This is a genomic window from Methylobacterium sp. WL19 (assembly GCF_008040005.1).
GTDB lineage: Bacteria > Pseudomonadota > Alphaproteobacteria > Rhizobiales > Beijerinckiaceae > Methylobacterium > Methylobacterium bullatum.
This window is the reverse complement of sequence record NZ_VRVC01000003.1, coordinates 18,962-41,013: the sequence shown is the minus strand read 5'-3', so window position 1 is coordinate 41,013 and position 22,052 is coordinate 18,962. Positions and strand designations below refer to the sequence as shown.

Genomic DNA, 22,052 nt, shown 5'->3' with positions numbered 1-22,052 from the left:
TCGCGGATGCGTTGACAGAGAGGCATCCCGTCGCCGATACCGCGCCCGGCCCGGAGCCCATGAAGCAGCGCATCTACAAGTCGGCGGTGATGGTGGTCCACGATTGCGTGGCGACCGTCCTGGCCGTGACCCTCACCTTCGTCTTTCGGTTCAACGGTGAGTTGCTCTCCGAACGCTTGCACGCGCTCCCGATTCTTCTGCCGCCTTTCGTCGGCTTCGCCGCGCTGGTCTACAGCTGGTTCAAGCTCTACCGAACCAAGTGGCGCTTCGCCTCGCTCCCCGATCTTGCCGGGATCGTACGTGCGGCGAGCGTGCTTGCCCTGACTCTTCTCGTGGTCGATTACGTGCTCGTTTCCGCGAGCATGTACGGTTTCTACTTCTTCGGAAAGATCGCCATCGCCCTGTATTGGGTGCTGCAGATCTTCCTGTTGGGCGGCACCCGGCTCGCCTTCCGCTACCTGAAATATTCTCGCTCGCGGCAGAGCCAGGCTCGCGGCGCCACGACCCCGACGCTGCTGCTGGGACGCGGCAGGGATATCGAGCTTCTCCTTCGGGCCATCGAAGCGGGCTCGGTGCGACACCTGTCCCCCAAGGGCATCCTGTCGCCGCGCAGCAACGAGACCGGACAGATCATGCGCGGCATCCCCGTGCTGGGTGGATTTTCGGACCTCGAACGCGTCGTCGCGAACCTCGCCGCCGAGGGATCTCCCGTGCGCCGCCTCGTCGCCGTGCCCAACGCCCTGACGCCCGAGGCCGGCCCCGACGACCTGATCGCCCGCGCCCGGCGGCTGGGCGTCCCGCTCTCTCGGGTCACGAGTCTCGGCGAGGGGATGCGCGATGCCGAACTGGCGCCCCTGGAGATCGAGGACCTGCTCCTTCGGCCCACCGTGTCCATCGACCGGCCGCGCCTGGAGCGATTCCTCAAGGGAACGCGCGTCATCGTCACCGGCGGTGGCGGCTCGATCGGTTCGGAGATCGTCGCCCGGGCCGTCGCCTTCGGCGCGGCTTCGGTCCTGGTCGTGGAAAATTCCGAGCCAGCCCTCCACGGCATCCTGAGCCAGCCAGCCATCGCGGCGGCAGATGTGACCGGCGCTCTGTGCGACATCCGCGACCGGGAGCGTCTGCACGGCGTCTTCGCCGACTTCCGGCCGGATTACGTGTTCCACGCCGCTGCCCTGAAGCAGGTGCCGTATCTGGAGCGGGACTGGCCCGAGGGCATCAAGACCAACGTCCTCGGTTCCATCAACGTGGCGGATGCGACGGTCGCCGCCCGCGCCCGCGCCATGGTGATGATCTCCACCGACAAGGCCATCGAGCCGGTCTCCCAACTCGGCGTCACCAAGCGTCTGGCGGAGATGGTGGCTCAGGCTCTCGATGCCGAGCAGGCCGTCGCGCCGCAGGAAAAGCCGACCCGGCTGATCGCGGTGCGGTTCGGCAACGTGCTGGGCTCCGTTGGGTCGGTGGTCCCGGTGTTCAAGGCGCAGATCGCGCGGGGCGGCCCGGTCACCGTCACCGATGCGGAGATGGTGCGCTATTTCATGACCGTGCGCGAGGCCGCCGACCTCGTTCTCACCGCCGCCTCCCACGGCGACCGCGAGGGACGCTGCCTCTCCCTGACCACCCCCGAATCCGACCAGCGTGCGGCGGTCTACGTGCTGAAGATGGGCCAGCCCGTGCGCATTCTCGATCTCGCCGAGCGCATGATCCGGCTCGCCGGATTCGAGCCCGGCGAGGATATCGAGGTGGTCTTCACCGGATCGCGGCCGGGAGAGCGCCTGAACGAGATCCTGTTCGCCCGCGAGGAGCCGCGTGTCGCCCTCGACGGGATCGACGGCGTCATGGCAGCCAAGCCCGTCTTCGCCGACAGGTCCGTGTTGGAAAGCTGGATCGCGGCGTTGAAGCGGGCGGTGGAGACCCATGACAGGGCCGCCGCCGACCTGGTGTTCGAGACCGCCATTCCGGATTATCGCAACCGGCCGAAATGCGTCCCCGAGCCGAAGCCGGCCCCGGTGACCGTGCCGGCTTAAGCTGCCGTATCGCCGCGGGACAGGGCGGCGAGCCCTTCGGAGGAGGTCTGAGCGGGCGTCCACCCCAGCGCCGACAGCCCGTCGGAACATGCTACGAGATCCCCCGACAGGCGCTCGAAGACCTCTCCCCGACCCGTCACCCGGCAGGCCAGGCCGAGCAGGCTCGGCGGACAGGGAACGAGACCGGCGCGCCGGCCCAGGCCCGCCCTCAACGCAGCGATCATCTCGGGCAATCTGAGCGCGTCGGGTTCGGCCGCCACCAGGGAACGGCCGAGCGGCCCTCGGTGACGCAAGACCGTGACGATGGCGGCCGACAGGTTTTCCACCGAGATCAGCGACCGGCGCCCCGTCAGACTCGCGAACGGCAGGGGATAGGGCGTGCGTGCGAGCCGCAGGAGTGCTGCCATGTTGCCCTTCACGCCCGCGCCGTAGACGAGGACCGGACGCAGGGCGACCCAGTCGATCCCGATCTCGGCCAGGGCTGCCTCGGCGGCGAGTTTCGAGCGGCCATAGGCATCCGTGGGATTTGGCCGATCGTTTTCAGTGATGGCTCCCGCCGCGCTGATTCCCGTCTGTGCCCTGATCGAGGAGAGAAACACGAAGCGCCCGACCCGCGCCTTGGCTGCGGCTTCGGCGAGACGTCGCGTCGCCTCGATGTTCGAAGAGCGGTAATCGTCCTCCGGCGTGCCGGACATGGCATGGGCGAGGCCAGCGGAATGAACGATGGCATCGACGCCGGACAACGCCGCCGCCATGTTCATGGGACGGCTCAAATCGCCCACCACGGCCCCGCTTGCGCCGGGGGGCAGCTCGACCGGGCGGCGCAGAAGCACCCGGACCCGGTAGCCCTGATCGGATAGGGAGCGCAGCAGGTGGCGGCCGATGAAGCCGGTGGCACCGGTGAGCGCGATGACGTTTCCGCTCAAGGGGCTTTTCCTCTTTGCATCGTCGAGAACTGCCGCAGCACCAGGGCGACGAGGGCCGTGCCCGCGCTCATTGCAATGAGCGTGACGAGCGGGGACGGCCAAAGCAAGGTCGCCCCCGCAAGGATCGCCAGGGCGACGTCGAGCAGGAAGACCCGGGTGACGACCTCCATCACCGAGAAGCCGTTCGTGGTGGCGCGCTGGTAGAAATGGCTGCGATGCGCCTGCCAGACTGGCTCGCCCTTGGTGGCACGGCGCAGCAGCGTCAGCGTGGCATCGGCGAGGTAGTAAAGCGGAAGCAGGATGGCGGCCGCCAGCCCGCCCTGCAGGCTCAACCGATACAGAAGCCACGCCACGAGAAAGCCGATGGGAAGGGAGCCGACATCGCCCAGGAATAGGCGGGCCACCGGGCGATTGAAGGGCGCGAATCCGATCAACGCACCGAGGAGGGATGCGGCGACGAGGGTCGGCAGCGGCGGCAGACCGCCGACGAGCCCGAGGAGCATGAGCGCGCCGGTGACCGGCACCATGGCCGATACCGTCATCCAGTCGAGCCCGTCCATGAAGTTCGTCAGATTCACGAACCACACGCCGGCCAGGACCGCGAAAGCCCGTTCGGCGGCGAGCGGCACGTCCGGAAGCAGCCGGCCATCCACGGACAGGACGAGAGCCGCGACGACGAGCGTCTGGAGACCGAGTCGGAGGGAGGCCGGCAGCGGCCGGATGTCGTCCACGGCGCCGACCACCGCGAGGATCAGGGTCGCGTGAGCCAGGACCAGGGCTTCCATCGCGTCCGGCATCGGCGGTGTCAGCGACGCAAGGAGCCCGCAGGCGGCAAGGATCGCGAGGACGATGGCGATGCCCGCGCCCTGGGGCGTCGGGACGCTATGGCTCGACCGAGCGATGGGACGCGCAAGGGCGTATCGCTGCAGGAGTGGTTTCAGAAGGACGATCAGGACCGCGCTTAGGCCGGCAGCCAGCGGTACGGCGACGAGCGGCGCGAAGGGCATTGTCGTGTGAGGTTCCGCTGGTGTCGACGGGTCGTGCGCACGCCGTACTTCGCCTCACCTCGGGAGAGAAGTGCCCCGTGCTCGGGACCGGCACCTCTCCCCCGCCCGTTTCGCAGACGCCCTCCCCCGAATCGGAGAGGAATATGCGGCGCTAGAATACCGTCTCACCACCCCTGACGGAGGAGCCGCCGATTCCGGCGGCGGCATCCGCCTTCTCGGCGGCGCGCTTGTCGAGGGCGCGGCCCACCACCTTGGCGATGCCGATCATGATCGTGTCGAGGATGTAGTCCTTCGGCGTGTAGACCGCCGTGACGCCCATGTTCTTGAGCACGAGTTCGTCCTCCGGCGAGATGATGCCGCCGACGACGAGGGGGACGTGGTCGAGGCCGGCTTCCTGCATCTTCGCCTTCACGTCGCGCACCAGCGGAACGTGGCTGCCGGACAGGATCGACAGGCCGACCACGTGGGCGCCGGTCTCCTTGGCTTTCGCCACGATCTCGGCCGGGGTCTGGCGGATGCCGTCATAGGTCACGTCGAACCCAACGTCGCGGGCACGAAGCGCGATCTGCTCGGCGCCGTTCGAATGGCCGTCGAGGCCGGGCTTGCCGACGACGAGCTTGGGCGTCTCGCCCAGGCGCTCGCCGAGATCGGCGATGAGGAGCTTGGCGTCCTCGGCGGCACCCGAGGAGATCGTCTCGAGGCTGACGCCGGTGGGGGCACGGTATTCGCCGAAGACCTGGCGCAGGCGCGTGCCCCATTCGCCGGTGGTGACGCCGGCCTTCGCCGCCGCGATCGAGACCGGCATGATGTTGGCGCCCGAGCGCGCGGCGGCTTCGAGCTCGTCGAGGGCCTTCTCCACGGCCTTGCCGTCACGCTTGGCCCGCCAGTCGCGGATGCGCTGCTCGGCTTCCATCTCCACCGTCTCGGAGACCGTGAAGATGGCGCCCTCCCCGGCCGTGAGGGGTGAGGGCTCACCGGCCTGGAACTTGTTGACGCCGACGACGACCTGATCGCCGGCCTCGATGGCCGAGATGCGCTTGGCGTTGGATTCCACGAGGGCGCGCTTCAGCGCCCCGGTCTCGACCGCCGCCACCGCGCCGCCGATCCCGCCGATCTCCTTGAGCGCCGCGCGGGTCTCTTCCTTGAGGGATTCGACCTTGGCGTCGATGACCTTCGACCCGTCGAAGATGTCGTCGTATTCGAGGAGGTCGGTCTCGAAGGCGAGGATCTGCTGCATGCGCATGGACCATTGCTGGTCCCAGGGGCGCGGCAGGCCGAGAGCCTCGTTCCAGGCCGGCAACTGCACGGCACGGGCGCGGGCGCGTTTCGACAGGGTGACGGCCAGCATCTCGATGAGGATGCGGTGGACGTTGTTCTCGGGTTGCTGCTCGGTGAGCCCGAGGCTGTTGACCTGAACGCCATAGCGAAAAATGCGCTTCTTCGGGTCGGTGATGCCGTAGCGCTCCTGGGCGATCTCGTCCCACAGTTCCGAGAACGCCCGCATCTTGCAGATCTCGGTCACGAACCGCATGCCGGCATTCACGAAGAACGAGATGCGGCTGAACACGTCGGCGAAGCTCGCCTCGTCGAAATCGGGGTCGTCGCGCACCGTGTCGAGCACTGCGATGGCGATGGCCAGCGCGTAGGAGAGCTCCTGCACCGGCGTCGCTCCGGCCTCCTGCAGGTGGTAGGAACACACGTTCATCGGGTTCCACTTCGGCACTTCCTTGGTCGTGAACAGGATCACGTCCTTGGTCAGGCGAAGCGAGGGCGCGGGCGGGAATACATAGGTGCCGCGCGAGAGATACTCCTTAATGATGTCGTTCTGCGTGGTGCCCTGGAGGCCGGCGAAAGGCACGCCCTGCTCCTCGGCCACCGCGAGATAGAGCGACAGCAGCCACGGCGCCGTGGCGTTGATCGTCATCGAGGTGTTCATCTGCGAGAGCGGGATCTGGTCGAACAACGCCCGCATGTCGCCGAGATGCGCGATCGACACGCCGACCTTGCCGACCTCGCCGCGCGCCAGTTCGTGGTCGGGATCGTAGCCGGTCTGGGTCGGCAGATCGAAGGCCACCGACAAGCCGGTCTGCCCCTTGGCGAGGTTGCCCCGGTAGAGGGCGTTCGATTCCTTTGCGTTGGAATGGCCGGCATAGGTCCTGATGATCCAGGGCTTGTCGCGCTTGACCTCGGCGACGGTCGCACTCGCGCTCATTCCACTGACTCCACTCGATTCCAACGGCCGCGCCATCTCGCGCTTATTGTGCGGCACCCTATCCAAGCCTCGGGCGTCCGTCATCTGGCCGAAGGTCGGACTTCTCGGCTCATGGCTCAGAATGTTTCGAAAAATTCTAGACGCCAGGATCAAGCGAATTAAAGGACGCCGCACGACAAGGCAGATGCGAAGTCGCTCTAAAGCATTGATTTCGATGCGGAATGCGCCGACTTTGCCAGTCTGTCGAAGCAACAATATTTTGAATACACAAATTGACCCGGCCGACGGCTCCGGTGCGGAAGCGTGGTGACGGGTCATGGCCATTTAGGGGGCCTTGGAGCAGTTCAGGTTCGTCGATATAGGGTCGCTCAGAAGAATAACCGGGAGAGCCAAGATGTCGGCGAGTGCGGCCTTGAATACGACCGAGGGCAAGGACCTCTACGAGTTGGGCGAGATCCCGCCCCTCGGCCACGTTCCGGCGAAGATGTATGCCTGGGCGATCCGGCGCGAGCGTCACGGTCCGCCGGAGGAATCGATGCAGGTCGAGGTGGTGCCGACCTGGGAGATCGGCGACGACGAAGTGCTGGTCTACGTCATGGCCGCCGGTATCAACTACAACGGCGTGTGGGCCGGGCTCGGCGAGCCGATCTCCCCCTTCGACGTGCACAAGGCCGATTACCATATCGCCGGTTCGGATGCCTCTGGCATCGTCTGGGCGGTGGGCGCCAAGGTGAAGCGCTGGAAGGTCGGCGACGAGGTCATCGTCCATTGTAACCGCGACGACGGCGACGACGAGGAATGCAACGGCGGCGACCCGATGTTCTCGCCCTCGCAGCGGATCTGGGGCTACGAGACGCCCGACGGCTCGTTCGCGCAGTTCTGCCGGGTGCAGTCGCGCCAGCTGATGAAGCGGCCGCAGCACCTCACCTGGGAGGAAGGCGCCTGCTACACGCTGACCCTCGCCACCGCCTACCGCATGCTGTTCGGTCACGCTCCCCACACGGTGAAGCCGGGCCAGAACGTGCTGATCTGGGGTGCCTCGGGCGGTCTCGGCGTGTTCGGCGTCCAGCTCTGCGCCGCCTCCGGTGCGAACGCCATCGCGGTGATCTCGGACGAGTCGAAGCGCGACTACGTGATGAGCCTCGGTGCCAAGGGCGTCATCAACCGCAAGGACTTCGATTGCTGGGGTCAGCTGCCGAAGGTGAACTCGCCGGAATTCCACGCCTGGACCAAGGAAGCCCGCAAGTTCGGCAAGGCGATCTGGGACATCACCGGCAAGGGCAACGACGTCGACATCGTCTTCGAGCATCCCGGCGAGGCGACCTTCCCGGTCTCGGCGCTCGTTGTGAAGCGCGGCGGCATGGTGGTGTTCTGCGCCGGCACCACCGGCTTCAACATCACCTTCGATGCCCGCTACGTCTGGATGCGCCAGAAGCGTATTCAGGGTTCGCACTTCGCCCACCTGAAGCAGGCCTCGGCCGCCAACCAGTTCGTTCTGGACCAGCGCATCGACCCGTGCATGAGCGAGGTGTTCCCCTGGGACAAGATCCCCCAGGCGCACACCAAGATGTGGAAGAACCAGCACCCGCCCGGCAACATGGCCTGCCTCGTCAACGCTCCCCGCGCCGGCCTACGGACGCTGGAAGACGTGATCGAGGCCGGTCCCCTGAAGCGCTGAGGTCGAGAACCGTGCTCAGCGCTTGCCGCCCTCGGCGGGCAGGTGCTGGGCATAGGCCTCGCGCTCTTCGCGCTCCTTGATCAAATCGGCATAGGCCTGGCGCATTTCCGGTGACACGGAAACGCTCCGGGCCTTTTCCTTTTTGCGCTTGGGCGCCTTCTTGAACTGATTGGCGGTCTCGTTCATCGCGTCATCCCGGTCATTGATCGCGGCTACCATAAGCGGCTTCGACGACTGCGGCGAGACAGGCTTACCGCCAACCGCACGCGGTGCTAAACATCGCTTTGGATTCTTTTCGGCCGACGAAAGCACCGTGTGCCCTGCCCTTCCACCTCAGGACGAGGTTCATAGCTGGGGAGACGAGCGCGGAACTCTCAACCACCCGGACTTCGAGCATCATGGAAAAGTTCACGACCCTGACCGGCGTTGCCGCGCCGATGCGCATCACCAACGTCGATACCGACCGGATCATCCCGAAGCAGTATCTCAAGACGATCAAGCGCACCGGTCTGGGCAAGGGCCTGTTCTCCGAGATGCGCTACAACGACGACGGCTCCGAGAACCCGGATTTCGTCCTCAACCAGCCGGCCTATCGCAACGCCAAGGTGCTGGTGGCCGGCGACAATTTCGGCTGCGGCTCGTCGCGGGAGCACGCCCCCTGGGCGCTCGCCGATTTCGGCATCCGCTGCATCATCTCCACGAGCTTTGCCGACATCTTCTTCAACAACTGCGCCAAGAACGGCATCCTCGCCATCATCGTCTCGCCTGAGGATCTGGAGAAGCTGTTCGACGATGCCGAGCGCGGCGCCAACGCCACCCTGACGATCGATCTGGAAAGCCAGACCATCAAGGGGCCGGATGGCGGCACCCTGCATTTCGACATCGATTCCGGGCGCAAGGAGAGCCTGCTCAACGGGCTCGACGAGATCGGCCTGACCCTCAAGCGCGCGCCCAAGATCGACGCCTACGAGGAGAAGCTCGCCGCGCGCGGATTTGCCTGAGCGCCAGCATCATCACGGTTCGTTTACCATGCGCGCGGCTTAAAGGTCGGGAAACGCCGAAACCCGCCGGGAGACCGCCCATGACGTCGCGCGCGAAGCTGACCGCCCTCCTCTGCCTCGCGAGTGCGGCAGCGTCCGCACCCGCCAAGGCCGATTTCCGCTCCTGCCTCGCCTCGCTTCAGGCGGAGGCGGCCTCGCAGGGGATCTCGGCCCAGACCTTCCGCGCGGCGACCGACGGCATCGCCTTCGACGACAAGGTTATCGAACTCTCCCAGGCGCAGCCCGAATTCAAGACGCCGATCTGGGACTACATGGCTGCCCTCGTCGACGAGGAGCGCGTGGACGACGGCAAGGCGGCGATGAAGCAGCACGGTCAGGCCCTCGCCAATGCGGAGGCGCGCTACGGCGTCGACCGCTACACCATTGCCGCCGTCTGGGGCGTCGAATCGAATTTCGGCAAGAACCTCGGCAAGATGCCGTTGGTTCAATCCTTTGCCACCCTGATCTGCTCGAATCACCGCCGCGCGGGCTTTTTCAAGGGCGAGCTGATGGCGACCCTGAAGATCATTGAGCGCGGCGACATCGACCCGTCCCGCCTCACGGGGTCATGGGCCGGCGCCTTCGGCCAGACCCAGTTCATGCCCACCACCTACCAGCGCCTCGCCGTCGACGGCGACGGCGACGGGCGCCGCGACCTCGTGGATTCTGTGCCCGACGCGGTGGCCTCCACCGCCAACTTCCTGCGCGTGGCTAAATGGTCGAACGGCCAGCCCTGGGGCTACGAGGTGCGTGTACCGAAGGGCTTCAATGCCGGGGCCGCCGGGCGCAAGAACAAGCACGCCGTGGCGCATTGGGCTTCCATGGGGGTCACCCGGATCGACGGACGCCCGCTTTCCGGGGACGGCCCTGCCGGCATCCTGCTCCCGGCCGGCATCAACGGTCCGGCTTTCCTGGTGACCCGGAATTTCGACGCGCTCTATTCCTACAATGCCGCCGAATCCTACGGTCTCGCCATCGCGGTGCTGTCCGACCGCCTGCGCGGCCGCTCGGGCGTCCAGGCGGAATGGCCCACCGACGATCCGCCCCTGTCGCGCGCCGAGCGCCGCGACCTTCAGACCAGATTAGCGGCCCAGGGCTACGATGTCGGCGAACCGGACGGCAAGGTCGGCGCCAAGACCCGCGACGCGATCAAGGCCATCGAGCGCAAGCTCGGCATGCCGCAGACCGGGCGACCGGGCGGCAAGGTGCTCGAGGCCCTGCGCCGGGGATAGTGGTGTGACGGGGTCGGGACGTCCTCGTTCGATCGGCCGACCCGACCTCCAATCCGCCCTTTCTGGGACGCCGATGAAGCTGACCCCTCCTCCGAGGCGGCGTCGGTCGCTGCCTCGGGCTGTAACGCCCAAGGCTTCGGCCGGAAGTAATGTTTCCGACGACATCTTCTCATCACTTGAACTCGAGCGGCGTGATCGCTTTCGTAAGATGACGCCGATATCTATCGTTATTTATCGAGATCGCTTCCGGAAGTAAAAACTCGATTTACTTTGCTGTGTGCCGTCATCTTACCGATGATCTTTTTTATTGTGCTTTGGCGGGACCACGTTCGAATCGAGTCATGAGGTTAATCCGCCTCTCCGAACGCAATGTCTCGCATTTCCTCATGGCCCGTGTGACGCCGCACCCTGTTCGCGGACTGGGCTGTTTGGCGTAGGATTAGGCATTATTGGACGCTCGTTGATCCTTATGTAGCTGAAACATGCACTAAGGAAAATCATGTTGTATAAAAATGTAGCAATTGCCGCCGTGCTCGTGCTCGCGACAGGCTCATCCGCTGCGATCGCTCAGACCTCGGGAAAGCGCGGCGTTCAACAGCGTCACCAAGATATCGACGCGACTCATGCGATCGACCAGCGCTATGAGCCGTCGCGGATGTTGAGCCCTGCGCCGAAGCAGGACATGAAAATGATCCCCTTCCCCCGTGGCGGGCGGATGGAAATGATCCTCGTGCCGGCCAATCCGTCTTCGTAACTGTTGCAATCGAGGATGGGGTGGGTCGAGCATGTCTCGGGATACGAGACTGGTTTGGGATGGATGCCGATGCGGCGTCCATCCGCCAACGAAAAAGGCCGGGCAATGCCCGGCCTTTCGCAATTCTGACGAATCGCGCCGAAGATCTTACTCGGCAGCGGTCTTTGCCGCGGACTTCGCGGCCTTCTCGGCCTTGCGGGCGTCCTTGTTGGCCTTCGAGGCGTCGGCCTTTGCGGCCTTCTCGGCGGGACGGTCGGCGCGCTCGACGATACGGGCCGACTTACCGCGACGGTCGCGCAGGTAGTACAGCTTGGCGCGACGCACCTTGCCGCGACGCACGACGGCGATCGAATCGATCATCGGCGAGTAGACCGGGAAGACGCGCTCGACGCCCTCGCCGTAGGAAATCTTGCGGACGGTGAAGCTCTCGTTGAGGCCGCCACCGGAGCGCGCGATGCACACGCCTTCATAGGCCTGCACGCGGGTGCGCTCGCCTTCCTTCACCTTGACGTTCACGGTCACCGTGTCGCCGGGCTGGAAGTCGGGAATGGTCTTGCCGAGCGCAGCGATCTGCTCCTGCTCGAGCTGCTGGATGATGTTCATGGTCAAGTTCCTGCCGGTGCGCGCCCGCGATCCCAGGAGGGGAATGCGTGCGTCAGGATTTCGGCATCCTGTTTTGAGTTGCCGCGGGCCATACAGGAAGCATCGAGGCTTGTCGACATCCCACACAGCGAAAGCGCGTCTGCGGGCATGACCGCGGAGGTGTGCAGGTTGAGAAAATCCCGCGCGCGGTCCACATGAATACAGAGGTGCGGGCCATTCCCCGCGCCCTTCCCGGCCGGCCTTGAACCGGCGCAGTGGACGAGGATACATCAAAGCCATGTTCATCCAGACCGAAGCCACCCCGAACCCCGCCACCCTGAAGTTCCTTCCCGGCCGCGTGGTCCTGCCCGAATCGACCTTCGAGGCGCGCGACGTCGAAACCGCCGCGCGCTCTCCCCTGGCGCAGCGCCTGTTCGACGTACCCGGAGTCGCGGGCGTGTATTTCGGCCATGACTTCATCTCGGTGACGAAGATCGAGAACGAGCATGGCTGGCCGCAGGTGAAGCCCGCGATCCTCGGTGCGATCATGGAGCATTTCCAGTCGGGCGCCCCGGTCCTGGCCGAAGGCGTCGTCCTCGGCGGCGACGATGCGGAGGAGTTCTACGACGAGGCGGACCACGACACCGTCGTCACCATCAAGGACCTGCTTGAGACCCGCGTGCGCCCGGCCGTGGCCAGCGATGGCGGCGATATCACCTTCCGCGGCTTCAAGGAGGGCGTCGTCTACCTGGAAATGAAGGGCGCCTGTTCCGGCTGCCCGTCCTCCACCGCCACCCTCCGGCACGGCGTGCAGAACCTGTTCAAGCACTTCCTCCCCGAGGTGCGCGAGGTCCAGGCGGTCTGATCGCCGTCGCAAGCGCGCAACACCCCGCGTCCTTCGTCTCTTTCGAGGCCGCCCCGCGCTGACGGGGCGGCCTTTTCCGTCGTAAACTCATGCGCCCGACGGGCATCCCGATCTGGAGTGACGTTGCGTATCCTGGCTATCGACACGGCGCTCGACGCCTGTTCCGTCTGCATCGCGACGGATCTCTCCGACGATCTCCTCGCCGAAGAATCCATGACGCTGGCCCGTGGCCATGCCGAGGCGCTGCTTCCCATGCTCGAACGCGTGATGGCGCGGGTGGAGGGCGGGTTCGAGAGCCTCGACCGGGTCGCCGTTACCGTCGGTCCCGGGAGCTATACCGGCTTGCGCGTCGGCCTTTCTGCCGCCCGGGCCGTCGGGCTCGCGGCACAGATTCCGGTGGTCGGCGTCACCACCCTCTCGGGGCTCCTGGCACCGCTCCTCGCCACGAACGGCCAGGGCCTGATCGCGGCCGCGATCGATGCCCGGCACGGCTCCGTCTATTTTCAGGCCATGAACATGGCGGAAGGCATCGTCGTGCCTCCGAGCCTGTTGCGGCTCGAGGAAGCGGCCGATCACGTCGGCCGTGATGCCGTCACCCTCGTGGGGTCCGGTGCGCCCGCTCTGTCGGGCTTGCTCAGGTCCCGCGGCATCGCCGCGACGGTCAGCGATGCCGGCCCGCCGCAGATCGCCTGGATCGCCTCCCTCGGCATGCTGGCCGACCCCGCCCAAGCCCTGGCACGCCCGCTCTATCTGCGCGGACCGGATGCCACTCCACAGGATCACGCGAGGCTGGCCCGTCGATGATTCGTCCCGTCTCTCCGCTCTGGGCTCTCGATTGGTGGCTGGCCTGGTGGGACGCCTGGGGCGGCGAGCCCTATGTCACGCCCCTGCGCGATTCCTCCTCCGCCGCCGCCCTCGCCCGCCTCCATGCCACCGCCTTCGCGCGGCCGTGGGACGCCCACGAATTCGAGCGGATGCTGTGCGAGCGCTCCACCGAGGCCCATGCCCTGTGGCGGGCCGGTTCGATCCAGGGCTTCATCCTCTCGCGCCGCGTGGCCGACGAGGCCGAGATTCTGACCGTCGTCCTGGCGCCTGCCGTGCGCGGTGGGGGTCTGAGCCACAAGCTCGTGCGCGAGCATCTCGGGCATCTGGCATTGAGCGGCGTGCGCAACGTCCATCTCGAGGTCGACGAGGGCAACGCCGCCGCCCTGAAGCTCTATGCCCGTCACGGGTTCAAGCAGGTCGGCGAGCGGACGGGGTATTATGCCCGCCCCGATGGCAGCCGCGCCACCGCCTTCACCATGACGGCGTCCCTGTCGTGAGCCGCGATTCGTGATTGGCTGCGGGCGATGACGCGTCTCGGCACCGTCTTCCGGCTCCTGATCTGCGTCCTCGCCTTCGCGGTGCTGGTCGGGCCGCACCTCCTCAGCCTCAGGTTCGGGCGGGGGCGCATCGCCGCGCATACGCCGACCTACTTCCACCGGATCTTCCTGGCGCTGTTCTCGGTGAGGGTGACGCAGAGTGGCACGCCGCCGGCCCTCGGCGAGCCGGCCCTCGTCCTGTCCAATCACATCTCCTGGCTCGATATCCTCGTCCTCGGGTCGCTGCGGCCGCTCTCTTTCGTGGCGAAATCGGAGATTTCCGGCTGGCCCGTGGTGGGAACCCTGGCCCGTCTCCAGCGCACGGTCTTCATCGACCGGGCGCGCCGCGCGGCCACCGCCAGCGTCAACGCCACGGTGGCGAGCCGGTTGACCGAAGGCGATCTCATCGTCCTCTTTGCCGAGGGCACCACGGGCGATGGAACGCGGCTGCTGCCGTTCCGCTCCTCCCTGGTGGGGGCCGCCCGCGCCGCCATCGATGCCGAGGGCGGCACGCGCGACAGGGTGCGGCTCCAGCCCCTCGCCCTCACCTATCCGCGCCGCAACGGCCTGCCCGTGGTCCGCTCGGAGCGGCCGGGCATCGCCTGGTACGGTGACATGGAGCTCGCGCCGCATCTCGCGGTCTTCCTCCGGGACGGTCCGATCGACGTCCACGTGGTCTGGGGCGATCCCATCGCCTTCGAGGCCGGCACCGACCGCAAGCGCGCCACCGCCATGGCCGAAGCCTCGGTGCGCAGGGCGATGCAGGCCTCGGTGACGGGACGGTGGGAAAGCTGGGCGGCGGTTCGGTCGGTTCCGTCACCCGGCACCGAGACGTTGCCTGCCTCGAATATCGCCGCCTGAAACCCTTCAGGCGCCGGTGATCGACGGTTCGATGGCCGCAAAAGCGTCGGCATCCCGAGATCATTCGGCCAACGATGTTGATGGTCGCCATGCGTGTTTGCGGCGCAGCAAGACGTCACGGCGTTCGTCCAAGGTCAGTCTTTGTCGCGGTCGCGCGTGGAGTGTCGTGGGGAAGCGACGGGCCGGGTGAAACGTGGTAGCACCGCCGACAGCAATGGGCGTCCGAGCGACGCCCGGGGTTCATACGGTGCTGGAACGGTCGCGTTGAAGAAAGCCTTCGTCAAATCCTACGGCTGCCAGATGAACGCCTACGATGCGGGCCGCATGTCGGACCTGCTCGCCAGCCAAGGCTATGCCGCCACGGAGAGCGTCGAGGAGGCGGATGTCGTCGTCCTCAACACCTGCCACATCCGCGAGAAGGCCGCCGACAAGGTCTATTCCGAACTCGGGCGCCTGCGCGTTCTGAAGACGGCCCGAGCCGAGGCCGGCCTCGACACCCGGATCGTGGTGGCCGGCTGCGTCGCGCAGGCCGAAGGCAAGGAGATCCTGGCGCGGGCGCCCTCGGTCGACGTGGTCGTCGGCCCGCAGAACTACCATCGCCTGCCCGATCTCCTCACCCGCTCCGCCTCGACGCGCGTGGTGGACACGGAGTTTCCCGTCGAGGACAAGTTCGACCACCTGCCCATCCGGCGGACGGCGGCCGTATCCTCCTTCCTCACCGTGCAGGAAGGCTGCGACAAGTTCTGCGCCTTCTGCGTCGTGCCCTATACGCGCGGAGCCGAGGTCTCGCGCTCCGTGGAGGCGATCCTGGACGAGGCGCGTAAACTCGTTCGGGGCGGCGCGCGCGAACTCACGCTGATCGGGCAGAACGTCAACGCCTATCACGGGGCCGGCGCCGACGGCGTTCCGGTGACGCTTCCCGCTCTGATGCGCGCTCTCGAGGCGATCCCCGGCCTCCTGCGCCTGCGCTATACCACGAGCCACCCCAACGACATGGCCGATGACTTGGTCCGGGCACATGGGGAGATCGCCGCTTTGATGCCCTATCTGCATCTCCCGGTGCAGTCGGGCTCCACCCGCGTACTTCAGGCGATGAACCGCAAGCATACGGGCGACGAGTATCGCCGGCTCATCGAGCGCGTGCGCCGGGTCCGGCCGGATATCGCCCTGTCCTCCGACTTCATCGTCGGGTTTCCCGGCGAGACCGACGTGGAGTTCGACGAGACGATGCGCCTCGTGGCCGAGATCGGCTTCGCGTCGGCCTATTCGTTCAAGTACAGCCCGCGCCCCGGTACGCCGGCCGCCGAGCGCGAGGACGCCGTGCCCGAGGCCGTGAAATCCGAGCGCCTCGCAGCCCTCCAGGCCCTGCTCGATGACCAGCGCCACGCCTTCAACGCGTCCGCCGTGGGCCATGTCGTCGAGGTGCTGGTGGAGAAGGCCGGCCGCCATCCGGGGCAGGTCGCCGGCAAGACGCCGCATCTTCTGCCCGTCCAATTCGATGCTCCGGCCGCTACCATCGGTACGGTCGTGCCCGTGCGCGTGGTCCGGGCCGGGTCGAACAGCCTGTTCGGCGAAGCCGTCACCGACGAGGCGGCGGCCGCTTGAAAGCGCGCATGCCACGGAATCGCACCTCCGCCCCGGGCGACGGGCCGGCCGCGTCATGCCGTTCTCAATTCACTCGCAACGCTCGCGAGACCCACAGCAAGGAGACTCTGCGTGCCGGCATCTGACGGTCTGAGTGGACGGGGGGCGCCCTTGCGGGGGCGTGGGCCAGCGGCGCGGATAGGTGAGATCGTGGAGACGGTGGACGTATCGCTGACCTTCGACGACAACCGGCTCGCGAGCCTCGTCTTTGGCCAGTACGATCAGAACGTGGCCCATATCGAGCGGCGCCTCGCCGTCACCGCCACGGCCCTGGGCAACCACCTCGTGGTGAAGGGGCCGCCGGATTCCGCCGAGAAGGCGCGCAAAGTCTTCGAGCGGCTCTATGCCCGCGTGACGGCGAGCGGTACCGCCCTCACCCTCGGCGATGTCGACGGAGCGATCCAGGAGACGACGCTCCAGGGCAACCTCTTCCCCACCGCCGAAGTGAGTGCCGAGCCGGACCGTCCGCATTTCGACCAGATCGCCACGCGCAAGCGCGGCGCCGTGCGAGCCAGGAACGCGGCTCAGGACACCTACATCAAGCTCCTGCGCAACCACGAACTCGTCTTCGCCGAAGGGCCCGCCGGCACCGGCAAGACCTGGCTCGCGGTGGGCTACGCGGTGTCCCTGCTGGAACAGGGCCATGTGGAACGTCTGATCCTGTCGCGCCCCGCCGTCGAGGCCGGCGAGCGTCTCGGCTTCCTGCCCGGCGACATGCGCGAAAAGGTCGATCCCTACCTGCGCCCGATCTACGACGCGCTCTACGACTTCATGGAGGCACGGCACGTGGACCGCAGCCTGCAGACCGGCGTCATCGAGATCGCGCCCCTGGCCTTCATGCGCGGGCGGACCTTGACCAACGCGGTAGTCCTCCTCGACGAGGCCCAGAACACCACCTCGATGCAGATGAAGATGTTCCTCACGCGTCTCGGCGAGAACTCGCGCATGATCATCACCGGTGATCCGAGCCAGGTCGATCTCCCGCCCGGCCAGAAATCCGGCCTCGTCGAGGCCGTGAACATCCTCGACGGCGTCGAGGGGATCGGCCGGGTCACCTTCCGCGACGTCGACGTGGTGCGCCACGACCTCGTTCGCCGCATCGTGACGGCCTATGAAACCGCCGCCCATGGCGAGGGTGGTGCGGATCGCTCGCCCACGTCCCGCCGCCGTCCCCTGGCCTGACGTCGATGCCCGAGATCGAATCCGAGATCGACGTCGCCGTGGAGGACCCCCGCTGGGAATCGGTGGTGCCGGACCTCGAAGCCTTCGTCGTCCGTGCTGTCGAGGCGGGGATCGCCATCGCCCCGGACGCGCCGGATCATCCGGTGGAGGTGAGCGTGCTCCTCACCACCGATGCCGTGGTCCAGGACCTGAACCGCACCTGGCGCGGCAAGGACAAGCCCACCAACGTCCTGTCCTTTCCTGCTCCGCCGCAACCCGCCCATGCGGGTGTCGCGGTGCCCCTCGGCGATGTCGTTCTTGCGTATGACACGATGCTGCGCGAGAGTGCCGAGCAGGGGAAACCGCTTCAAGATCACCTCGCGCACCTTCTGATCCATGGCACTCTTCATCTTCTCGGCCAGGACCACGAGACCGGCGACGCGGATGCGAACGCCATGGAGGCCTTGGAGACCGAAGCCCTGCACGGCCTCGGTATTCCCGACCCTTATGCCGACTGAGGGGCGATTCCGCCCGCAATCCCAGATCAGAGAGACATGACGAACGATCGAAGTCGCGGCGCGGCTCTGGCTGCGCCCAGTAGCGGTGACGGTGAGGCGCAGGCGCGCGAGCCCTGGTACGACCGCCTGCTGCACGCCTTCCATCTCCGGCCGCGCGATTCGTTGCGCGACGATATCGAGGATGCACTGGCCGAACCCGATTCGGGAGAGAACGTGTTCTCCCCCCTCGAGCGGGCCATGCTCAAGAACGTCCTCGGGCTGCACAAGGTTCGGGTGGACGACGTGATGATTCCGCGTGCGGACATCGTCGCCGTCTCGATGGAGACGAGCCTCGGCGATCTGCTCAAGCTCTTCCGTACCGCCGGCCATTCGCGGCTCCCGGTCTACGGCGAGACTCTCGACGACCCGCGCGGCATGGTCCACATCCGCGACTTCGTCGATCACATCGCCGCCAAGGCCGAAGCGACCCCCCGTCGTCCGAGCGCCGCCGTCGCCAGTGCTCTCCCCGACACGTCGGGCGATGTCGTCGCCGTCGTGCCCCCGCGCCCGCGCCGGAGCACCCGCGCGTTGAAGGCGCTCAACCTCGGCAATGTCGATCTCTCGGCGACCCTAGCCTCGACGCGGATCCAGCGTCCCGTCCTGTTCGTTCCGCCGTCCATGCCCGCCATCGATCTGCTGGTGCGGATGCAGGCGACGCGCACGCATATGGCCCTCGTCATCGATGAATATGGCGGGACCGACGGGCTCATCTCCATCGAAGACCTCATCGAGATGGTGGTCGGCGATATCGAGGACGAGCACGACGTGGCCGAAGGCCATCTGGTTCAGCGCGTCGAGGGCGATGCCGACGTGTTCATCGCCGATGCCCGCGCCGGACTCGCCGAGGTATCCGAGGTGAGCGGCGTCGATCTCGTCGCCGCGGTGGGCGAGATGGCCGAGGAGATCGACACGATCGGCGGCCTCATCGTCACGCTCGCCGGACGCGTTCCCTCGCGGGGCGAACTCATCACCGGGCCGGGCGACCTCGAATTCGAGGTGCTCGACGCCGACCCGCGCCGGGTGAAGCGGCTGCGGCTGCATCGCGGCCCGATGAAGATCGCTCCGCTGATACCCCTGGCCCTTCCGCCGCCGAGCAGCGGTCCGATCGCCGAAGCTTCGTAGCGCCTCGTTCCGGATCGAGCGCCCCGGATCCTGCGCCAGGCTTTCGTCTCACATCAGCTTTTCCCGAAACGTGACGGTCACGTCTCGGGCTGATGCTTCAGCCGGGATGACCCGAAGATGAGCTACGCCTTCGACGGTGCCGGGTCGCCCCAAGCGCCCCTGCGCGGAAGCGCGACGGGGCCGCTCGCTCACCTCGCGCAATGGATCATGCTCACCTCCGGCTGGCGCCGCCTGCTCGTTGCGGCCGCTGCGGGCGCCGTCGGCGCATTGGCGATGCCGCCTTTCGGTGCCCTGCCCGCCCTCGTCGTTTCGCTGAGCATCGCCGTCTGGCTGATCGACGGGGCGGCGACGGGGCGGCGGGGCAATCGCGGTGCCGTCCTCGCCTGCGCCGTCATCGGCTGGGCCTGGGGCTTCGGCTATCTCACCGCAGGCCTGTGGTGGCTCGGCTCCGCCTTCCTGGTGGAAGCCGACGAGTTCCTGTGGGCCCTCCCCCTCGGTGTCATCGGCCTGCCTGCCGTACTGGCGCTGTTCTATGCTGCGGGGTTCGCGCTGGCGCGGCTCCTCTGGTCGCCTGGACTGTCGCGGATCGCCGCCCTCGCCATCGGCCTTTCCGCTTGCGAATGGCTGCGCGGCCACCTCTTCACCGGGTTTCCCTGGAACACGCTCGGCATGGCGCTCGGGCAGAACCTGTGGCTGATGCAATCCGCATCGGCGATCGGGCTCTATGGACTCACGCTTCTGGCCGTCCTGATCGGAGCTGCGCCCGCCACCCTCGCCACGGGCGAGACGGCGCGCGGGCGCTACGGTCCGGCCCTGGTCGCCTGTGCCGGACTGGCGGTGATGGCCCTCATCGGCGCATCGCGCATGCCCGCGACCCCTACGGCCACGGTGCCGGGGGTGCGTCTGCGGCTGGTGCAGCCGAACCTCAACCAGGATGCCAAGTTCCGGCCCGAGAACCGGGCGGACATCATCGACTGGTACATCGGCCTCAGTGATCGCGCCGCCGCCCCGGACCGGAGCGGGATCGCCGACGTCACCCATGTGATCTGGCCGGAATCGGCGTTTCCCTTCCTGATCCAGCGCGACCCGGGATCCCTGGCAAGAATCGCCGCCGCCTTTCCGGCCGGGCGGCAACTCATCACCGGCGCGGCCCGTGCCGGGGAGCCGTTGCCCAACGAGCGCCCGCGCTTCTTCAACTCGATCCTGACGATTTCGTCCGGTTCGAAGCTCGGCGACATCTACGACAAGGTTCATCTCGTCCCGTTCGGCGAGTATCTGCCGGGTCCCCTCGACGCCGCCCTGAGGGCAGTGGGCCTGCGCCAGTTCGTATCGATCCCCGGCGGATTCACGCCCGGCAGCCGCTCCGGCCAGCGTCTCCTCGACGTGACCGGGCTTCCCCCCGTCGTCGCCACCATCTGCTACGAGGCGATCTTTCCCGGCGAGATCCTGCCCGGACACGCGCCCGACGGTCCGGCGCCCGTGCCGGGGCTGATCCTGAACCTCACCAACGACGCCTGGTTCGGTGATACGCCGGGTCCGCGCCAGCACTTCGCACAGGCGCGGTTGCGGGCCGTGGAGGAAGGATTGCCCCTGGTGCGCGACGCCAATACCGGCATCTCGGCGGTGGTCGACCCGTATGGACGCATCACCGCGAGCCTGCCCGTGGGTGTCGAAGGCATCCTCGACGCGGACCTCCCCGTCCGATTGCCCGGCCGCACAGTCTACGCCGTTCTGCGTGACCTGCCCTTCGCCGGGATGCTTGCCGGCCTCGGCCTCATCGCCCTCCTGGTAAGGCGCCGCATCGCGTGACCGAACCCACATTCCGAAACGCCCGCCCCGTCCTCATCGGGCTCGGGATGATGCTGGTCGCGTTCAACATGCGCCCTGCCCTCACCAGCGTCGGCCCCCTGCTTGATTCCATCCGCGCCGAGACTGGCCTGACCGCCGTGGGGGCGGCGTTCCTGACGACCCTGCCGGTCCTGTGCCTCGGCCTCGCCTGCGTACTCGGCCCGGTCGTGGTGCGGCGGACGGGGGCGGAGCGTGGTGTGCTGGTCGCGATCCTGGTCATCGCCCTCGGCTCGGCCCTGCGCGGGCTTGGAGGGCTCCCTCCCCTCTTTGCCGGGGCTTGTATCGCGGCCGTCGGAATCGGCCTTGCCGGCGTCCTGTTGCCCGGTTTGGTGAAGCGCGACTTCTCCGGGCAGGCCGGATTGATGACCGGACTCTACACGATGGTCCTCTGCCTCGGCGCGGCGACGGGCGCCGGATCGGCGGTGCCCCTGGCCGATGCCTTCGGAGGCTGGACGCGGGCGATGGCGGTCTGGGCCGTGCCGGCCGTGGCGGCGGCCATCGCCTGGATCGTCTTCGTGCCGCACCGCGAGAAGGGGCCGCCGCCCGCCCGCCGCCGCCCGCTCTGGCACGATTCCCTCGCCTGGCAGGTCACCGGTTTCATGGGCCTGCAATCGTCCCTCGCCTACATCACCTTCGGCTGGCTTCCGGTCGTGCTGCAGAGCCGTGGCCTGTCGGCGGTGGAGGCCGGATTCGTCACCTCCATCATGAGCATCGGGCAGGCGCCGAGTGCCCTCCTCGTGCCGGCTTTCGCCGCGCGGCTGCGGGACCAGCGCGGTATCGCGATCGCCCTTCTGATCCTGTCGGCGGCGAGCTTCCTCGCCCTTGTCGATGGACCGGTCGCACTCGTTCTCCCGTTCGGCATCGGGCTCGGTCTCGGAATCGGCGGCTTGTTCGGCCTCGCCCTCACCATCGTGGTGCTGCGTGCCCGCGACGCGGTCGGCGCGGCCGACCTCTCGGCGATGTCCCAGGCGGTGGGCTATTCCATCGCCGCCCTCGGCCCTCTGGGATTCGGTTTGGCGCACGACCTGTTCGGCGGCTGGCGCGTCTCGGCCGGTCTGTTCTGCGCCATCGCCCTGGCGTCCGGAATCTTCGCTCTCGGCGCGGGCCGCGACCGGAAGGTCGGAGCGCCTCCCGCCGCGGAATGACCCCATAAAAAAATCCCCGCGATCACGGAG

At 67.2% G+C, this 22,052-nt stretch carries 20 protein-coding genes; 15 read left to right on the top strand and 5 right to left on the bottom strand.

What is annotated here, in order from left to right:
- The first annotated feature begins 59 nt into the window (after positions 1-59).
- On the top strand, positions 60-2,027 hold the full coding sequence (locus FV220_RS01550; RefSeq protein WP_056145940.1) for an SDR family NAD(P)-dependent oxidoreductase: 1,968 nt from the start codon (positions 60-62) through the stop codon (positions 2,025-2,027).
- On the opposite strand, the gene FV220_RS01545 is transcribed toward FV220_RS01550, so the two are convergent.
- From FV220_RS01545 to FV220_RS01535, 3 genes are all read right to left on the bottom strand, one after another.
- Positions 2,024-2,953: an NAD-dependent epimerase/dehydratase family protein gene (locus FV220_RS01545; RefSeq protein ID WP_056145937.1), complete on the bottom strand. Its 930-nt coding sequence runs from the start codon at positions 2,951-2,953 to the stop codon at positions 2,024-2,026. The two genes, FV220_RS01550 and FV220_RS01545, sit on opposite strands and share 4 nt — an antisense overlap.
- Positions 2,950-3,960: a glycosyltransferase family 4 protein gene (locus FV220_RS01540; RefSeq protein WP_147829210.1), complete on the bottom strand. Its 1,011-nt coding sequence runs from the start codon at positions 3,958-3,960 to the stop codon at positions 2,950-2,952. Before FV220_RS01540 ends, FV220_RS01545 begins: the two co-directional genes overlap by 4 nt.
- Before the next feature lie 151 nt (positions 3,961-4,111).
- Positions 4,112-6,172 carry a protein meaA gene (locus FV220_RS01535; protein WP_147829208.1) on the bottom strand — a complete coding sequence of 687 codons (2,061 nt, stop codon included), beginning with the start codon at positions 6,170-6,172 and terminating at the stop codon, positions 4,112-4,114.
- Between the two features lie 394 nt (positions 6,173-6,566).
- Between FV220_RS01535 and ccrA the strand changes: the two genes are divergently transcribed.
- Entirely contained in the window at positions 6,567-7,850 is a 1,284-nt protein-coding gene (ccrA, locus tag FV220_RS01530; RefSeq protein WP_018042359.1) for a crotonyl-CoA carboxylase/reductase, read from the top strand.
- 15 nt (positions 7,851-7,865) lie between these two features.
- On the opposite strand, the gene FV220_RS25330 is transcribed toward ccrA, so the two are convergent.
- Positions 7,866-8,036, bottom strand: a complete 171-nt coding sequence (locus tag FV220_RS25330) for a hypothetical protein (protein ID WP_187273293.1) — start codon at positions 8,034-8,036, stop codon at positions 7,866-7,868.
- 212 nt (positions 8,037-8,248) lie between these two features.
- On the opposite strand from FV220_RS25330, the gene leuD reads away from it, so the two are divergent.
- The 3 genes from leuD to FV220_RS01515 all read left to right on the top strand — a co-directional run bounded on the left by leuD (position 8,249) and on the right by FV220_RS01515 (position 10,876).
- Positions 8,249-8,851 (top strand): 3-isopropylmalate dehydratase small subunit, encoded by a 603-nt coding sequence (gene leuD / locus FV220_RS01525; protein ID WP_056255605.1) that lies wholly within the window; start codon positions 8,249-8,251, stop codon positions 8,849-8,851.
- Between the two features lie 80 nt (positions 8,852-8,931).
- Positions 8,932-10,122 carry a lytic murein transglycosylase gene (locus tag FV220_RS01520; RefSeq protein WP_147829206.1) on the top strand — a complete coding sequence of 397 codons (1,191 nt, stop codon included), beginning with the start codon at positions 8,932-8,934 and terminating at the stop codon, positions 10,120-10,122.
- A gap of 499 nt (positions 10,123-10,621) precedes the next feature.
- Positions 10,622-10,876: a hypothetical protein gene (locus tag FV220_RS01515; protein ID WP_147829204.1), complete on the top strand. Its 255-nt coding sequence runs from the start codon at positions 10,622-10,624 to the stop codon at positions 10,874-10,876.
- Between the two features lie 147 nt (positions 10,877-11,023).
- On the opposite strand, the gene rplS is transcribed toward FV220_RS01515, so the two are convergent.
- Complete coding sequence (rplS, locus tag FV220_RS01510) at positions 11,024-11,479, bottom strand: 50S ribosomal protein L19 (protein ID WP_018042354.1); 456 nt, start codon at positions 11,477-11,479, stop codon at positions 11,024-11,026.
- 277 nt (positions 11,480-11,756) lie between these two features.
- Here rplS and FV220_RS01505 point away from each other — a divergent pair, with 277 nt between their 5' ends.
- The 10 genes from FV220_RS01505 to FV220_RS01460 all read left to right on the top strand — a co-directional run bounded on the left by FV220_RS01505 (position 11,757) and on the right by FV220_RS01460 (position 22,022).
- Entirely contained in the window at positions 11,757-12,323 is a 567-nt protein-coding gene (locus FV220_RS01505; RefSeq protein ID WP_056145910.1) for a NifU family protein, read from the top strand.
- A 123-nt stretch (positions 12,324-12,446) separates the two neighbouring features.
- Entirely contained in the window at positions 12,447-13,127 is a 681-nt protein-coding gene (gene tsaB, locus FV220_RS01500) for a tRNA (adenosine(37)-N6)-threonylcarbamoyltransferase complex dimerization subunit type 1 TsaB (RefSeq protein ID WP_147829202.1), read from the top strand.
- A complete protein-coding gene (locus tag FV220_RS01495) occupies positions 13,124-13,645 on the top strand; it encodes a GNAT family N-acetyltransferase (protein ID WP_018042351.1) in 522 nt (173 codons plus the stop codon). Before tsaB ends, FV220_RS01495 begins: the two co-directional genes overlap by 4 nt.
- Positions 13,646-13,672: 27 nt before the next feature.
- Positions 13,673-14,545 (top strand): lysophospholipid acyltransferase family protein, encoded by an 873-nt coding sequence (locus FV220_RS01490; RefSeq protein ID WP_147829200.1) that lies wholly within the window; start codon positions 13,673-13,675, stop codon positions 14,543-14,545.
- A 264-nt stretch (positions 14,546-14,809) separates the two neighbouring features.
- Positions 14,810-16,150: a tRNA (N6-isopentenyl adenosine(37)-C2)-methylthiotransferase MiaB gene (gene miaB / locus FV220_RS01485; protein ID WP_147829198.1), complete on the top strand. Its 1,341-nt coding sequence runs from the start codon at positions 14,810-14,812 to the stop codon at positions 16,148-16,150.
- 150 nt (positions 16,151-16,300) lie between these two features.
- Positions 16,301-17,371, top strand: a complete 1,071-nt coding sequence (locus tag FV220_RS01480; RefSeq protein WP_187273295.1) for a PhoH family protein — start codon at positions 16,301-16,303, stop codon at positions 17,369-17,371.
- 5 nt (positions 17,372-17,376) lie between these two features.
- Positions 17,377-17,868, top strand: a complete 492-nt coding sequence (ybeY, locus tag FV220_RS01475) for an rRNA maturation RNase YbeY (protein WP_018042347.1) — start codon at positions 17,377-17,379, stop codon at positions 17,866-17,868.
- A 36-nt stretch (positions 17,869-17,904) separates the two neighbouring features.
- Positions 17,905-19,029, top strand: coding sequence for a hemolysin family protein (locus tag FV220_RS01470; RefSeq protein WP_147829194.1), 1,125 nt, complete (start codon positions 17,905-17,907; stop codon positions 19,027-19,029).
- Positions 19,030-19,146: 117 nt separating this feature from the next.
- Positions 19,147-20,838, top strand: coding sequence for an apolipoprotein N-acyltransferase (gene lnt, locus FV220_RS01465; RefSeq protein WP_147829192.1), 1,692 nt, complete (start codon positions 19,147-19,149; stop codon positions 20,836-20,838).
- Positions 20,835-22,022 carry an MFS transporter gene (locus FV220_RS01460; RefSeq protein ID WP_238253811.1) on the top strand — a complete coding sequence of 396 codons (1,188 nt, stop codon included), beginning with the start codon at positions 20,835-20,837 and terminating at the stop codon, positions 22,020-22,022. Before lnt ends, FV220_RS01460 begins: the two co-directional genes overlap by 4 nt.
- Positions 22,023-22,052: the final 30 nt, after the last annotated feature.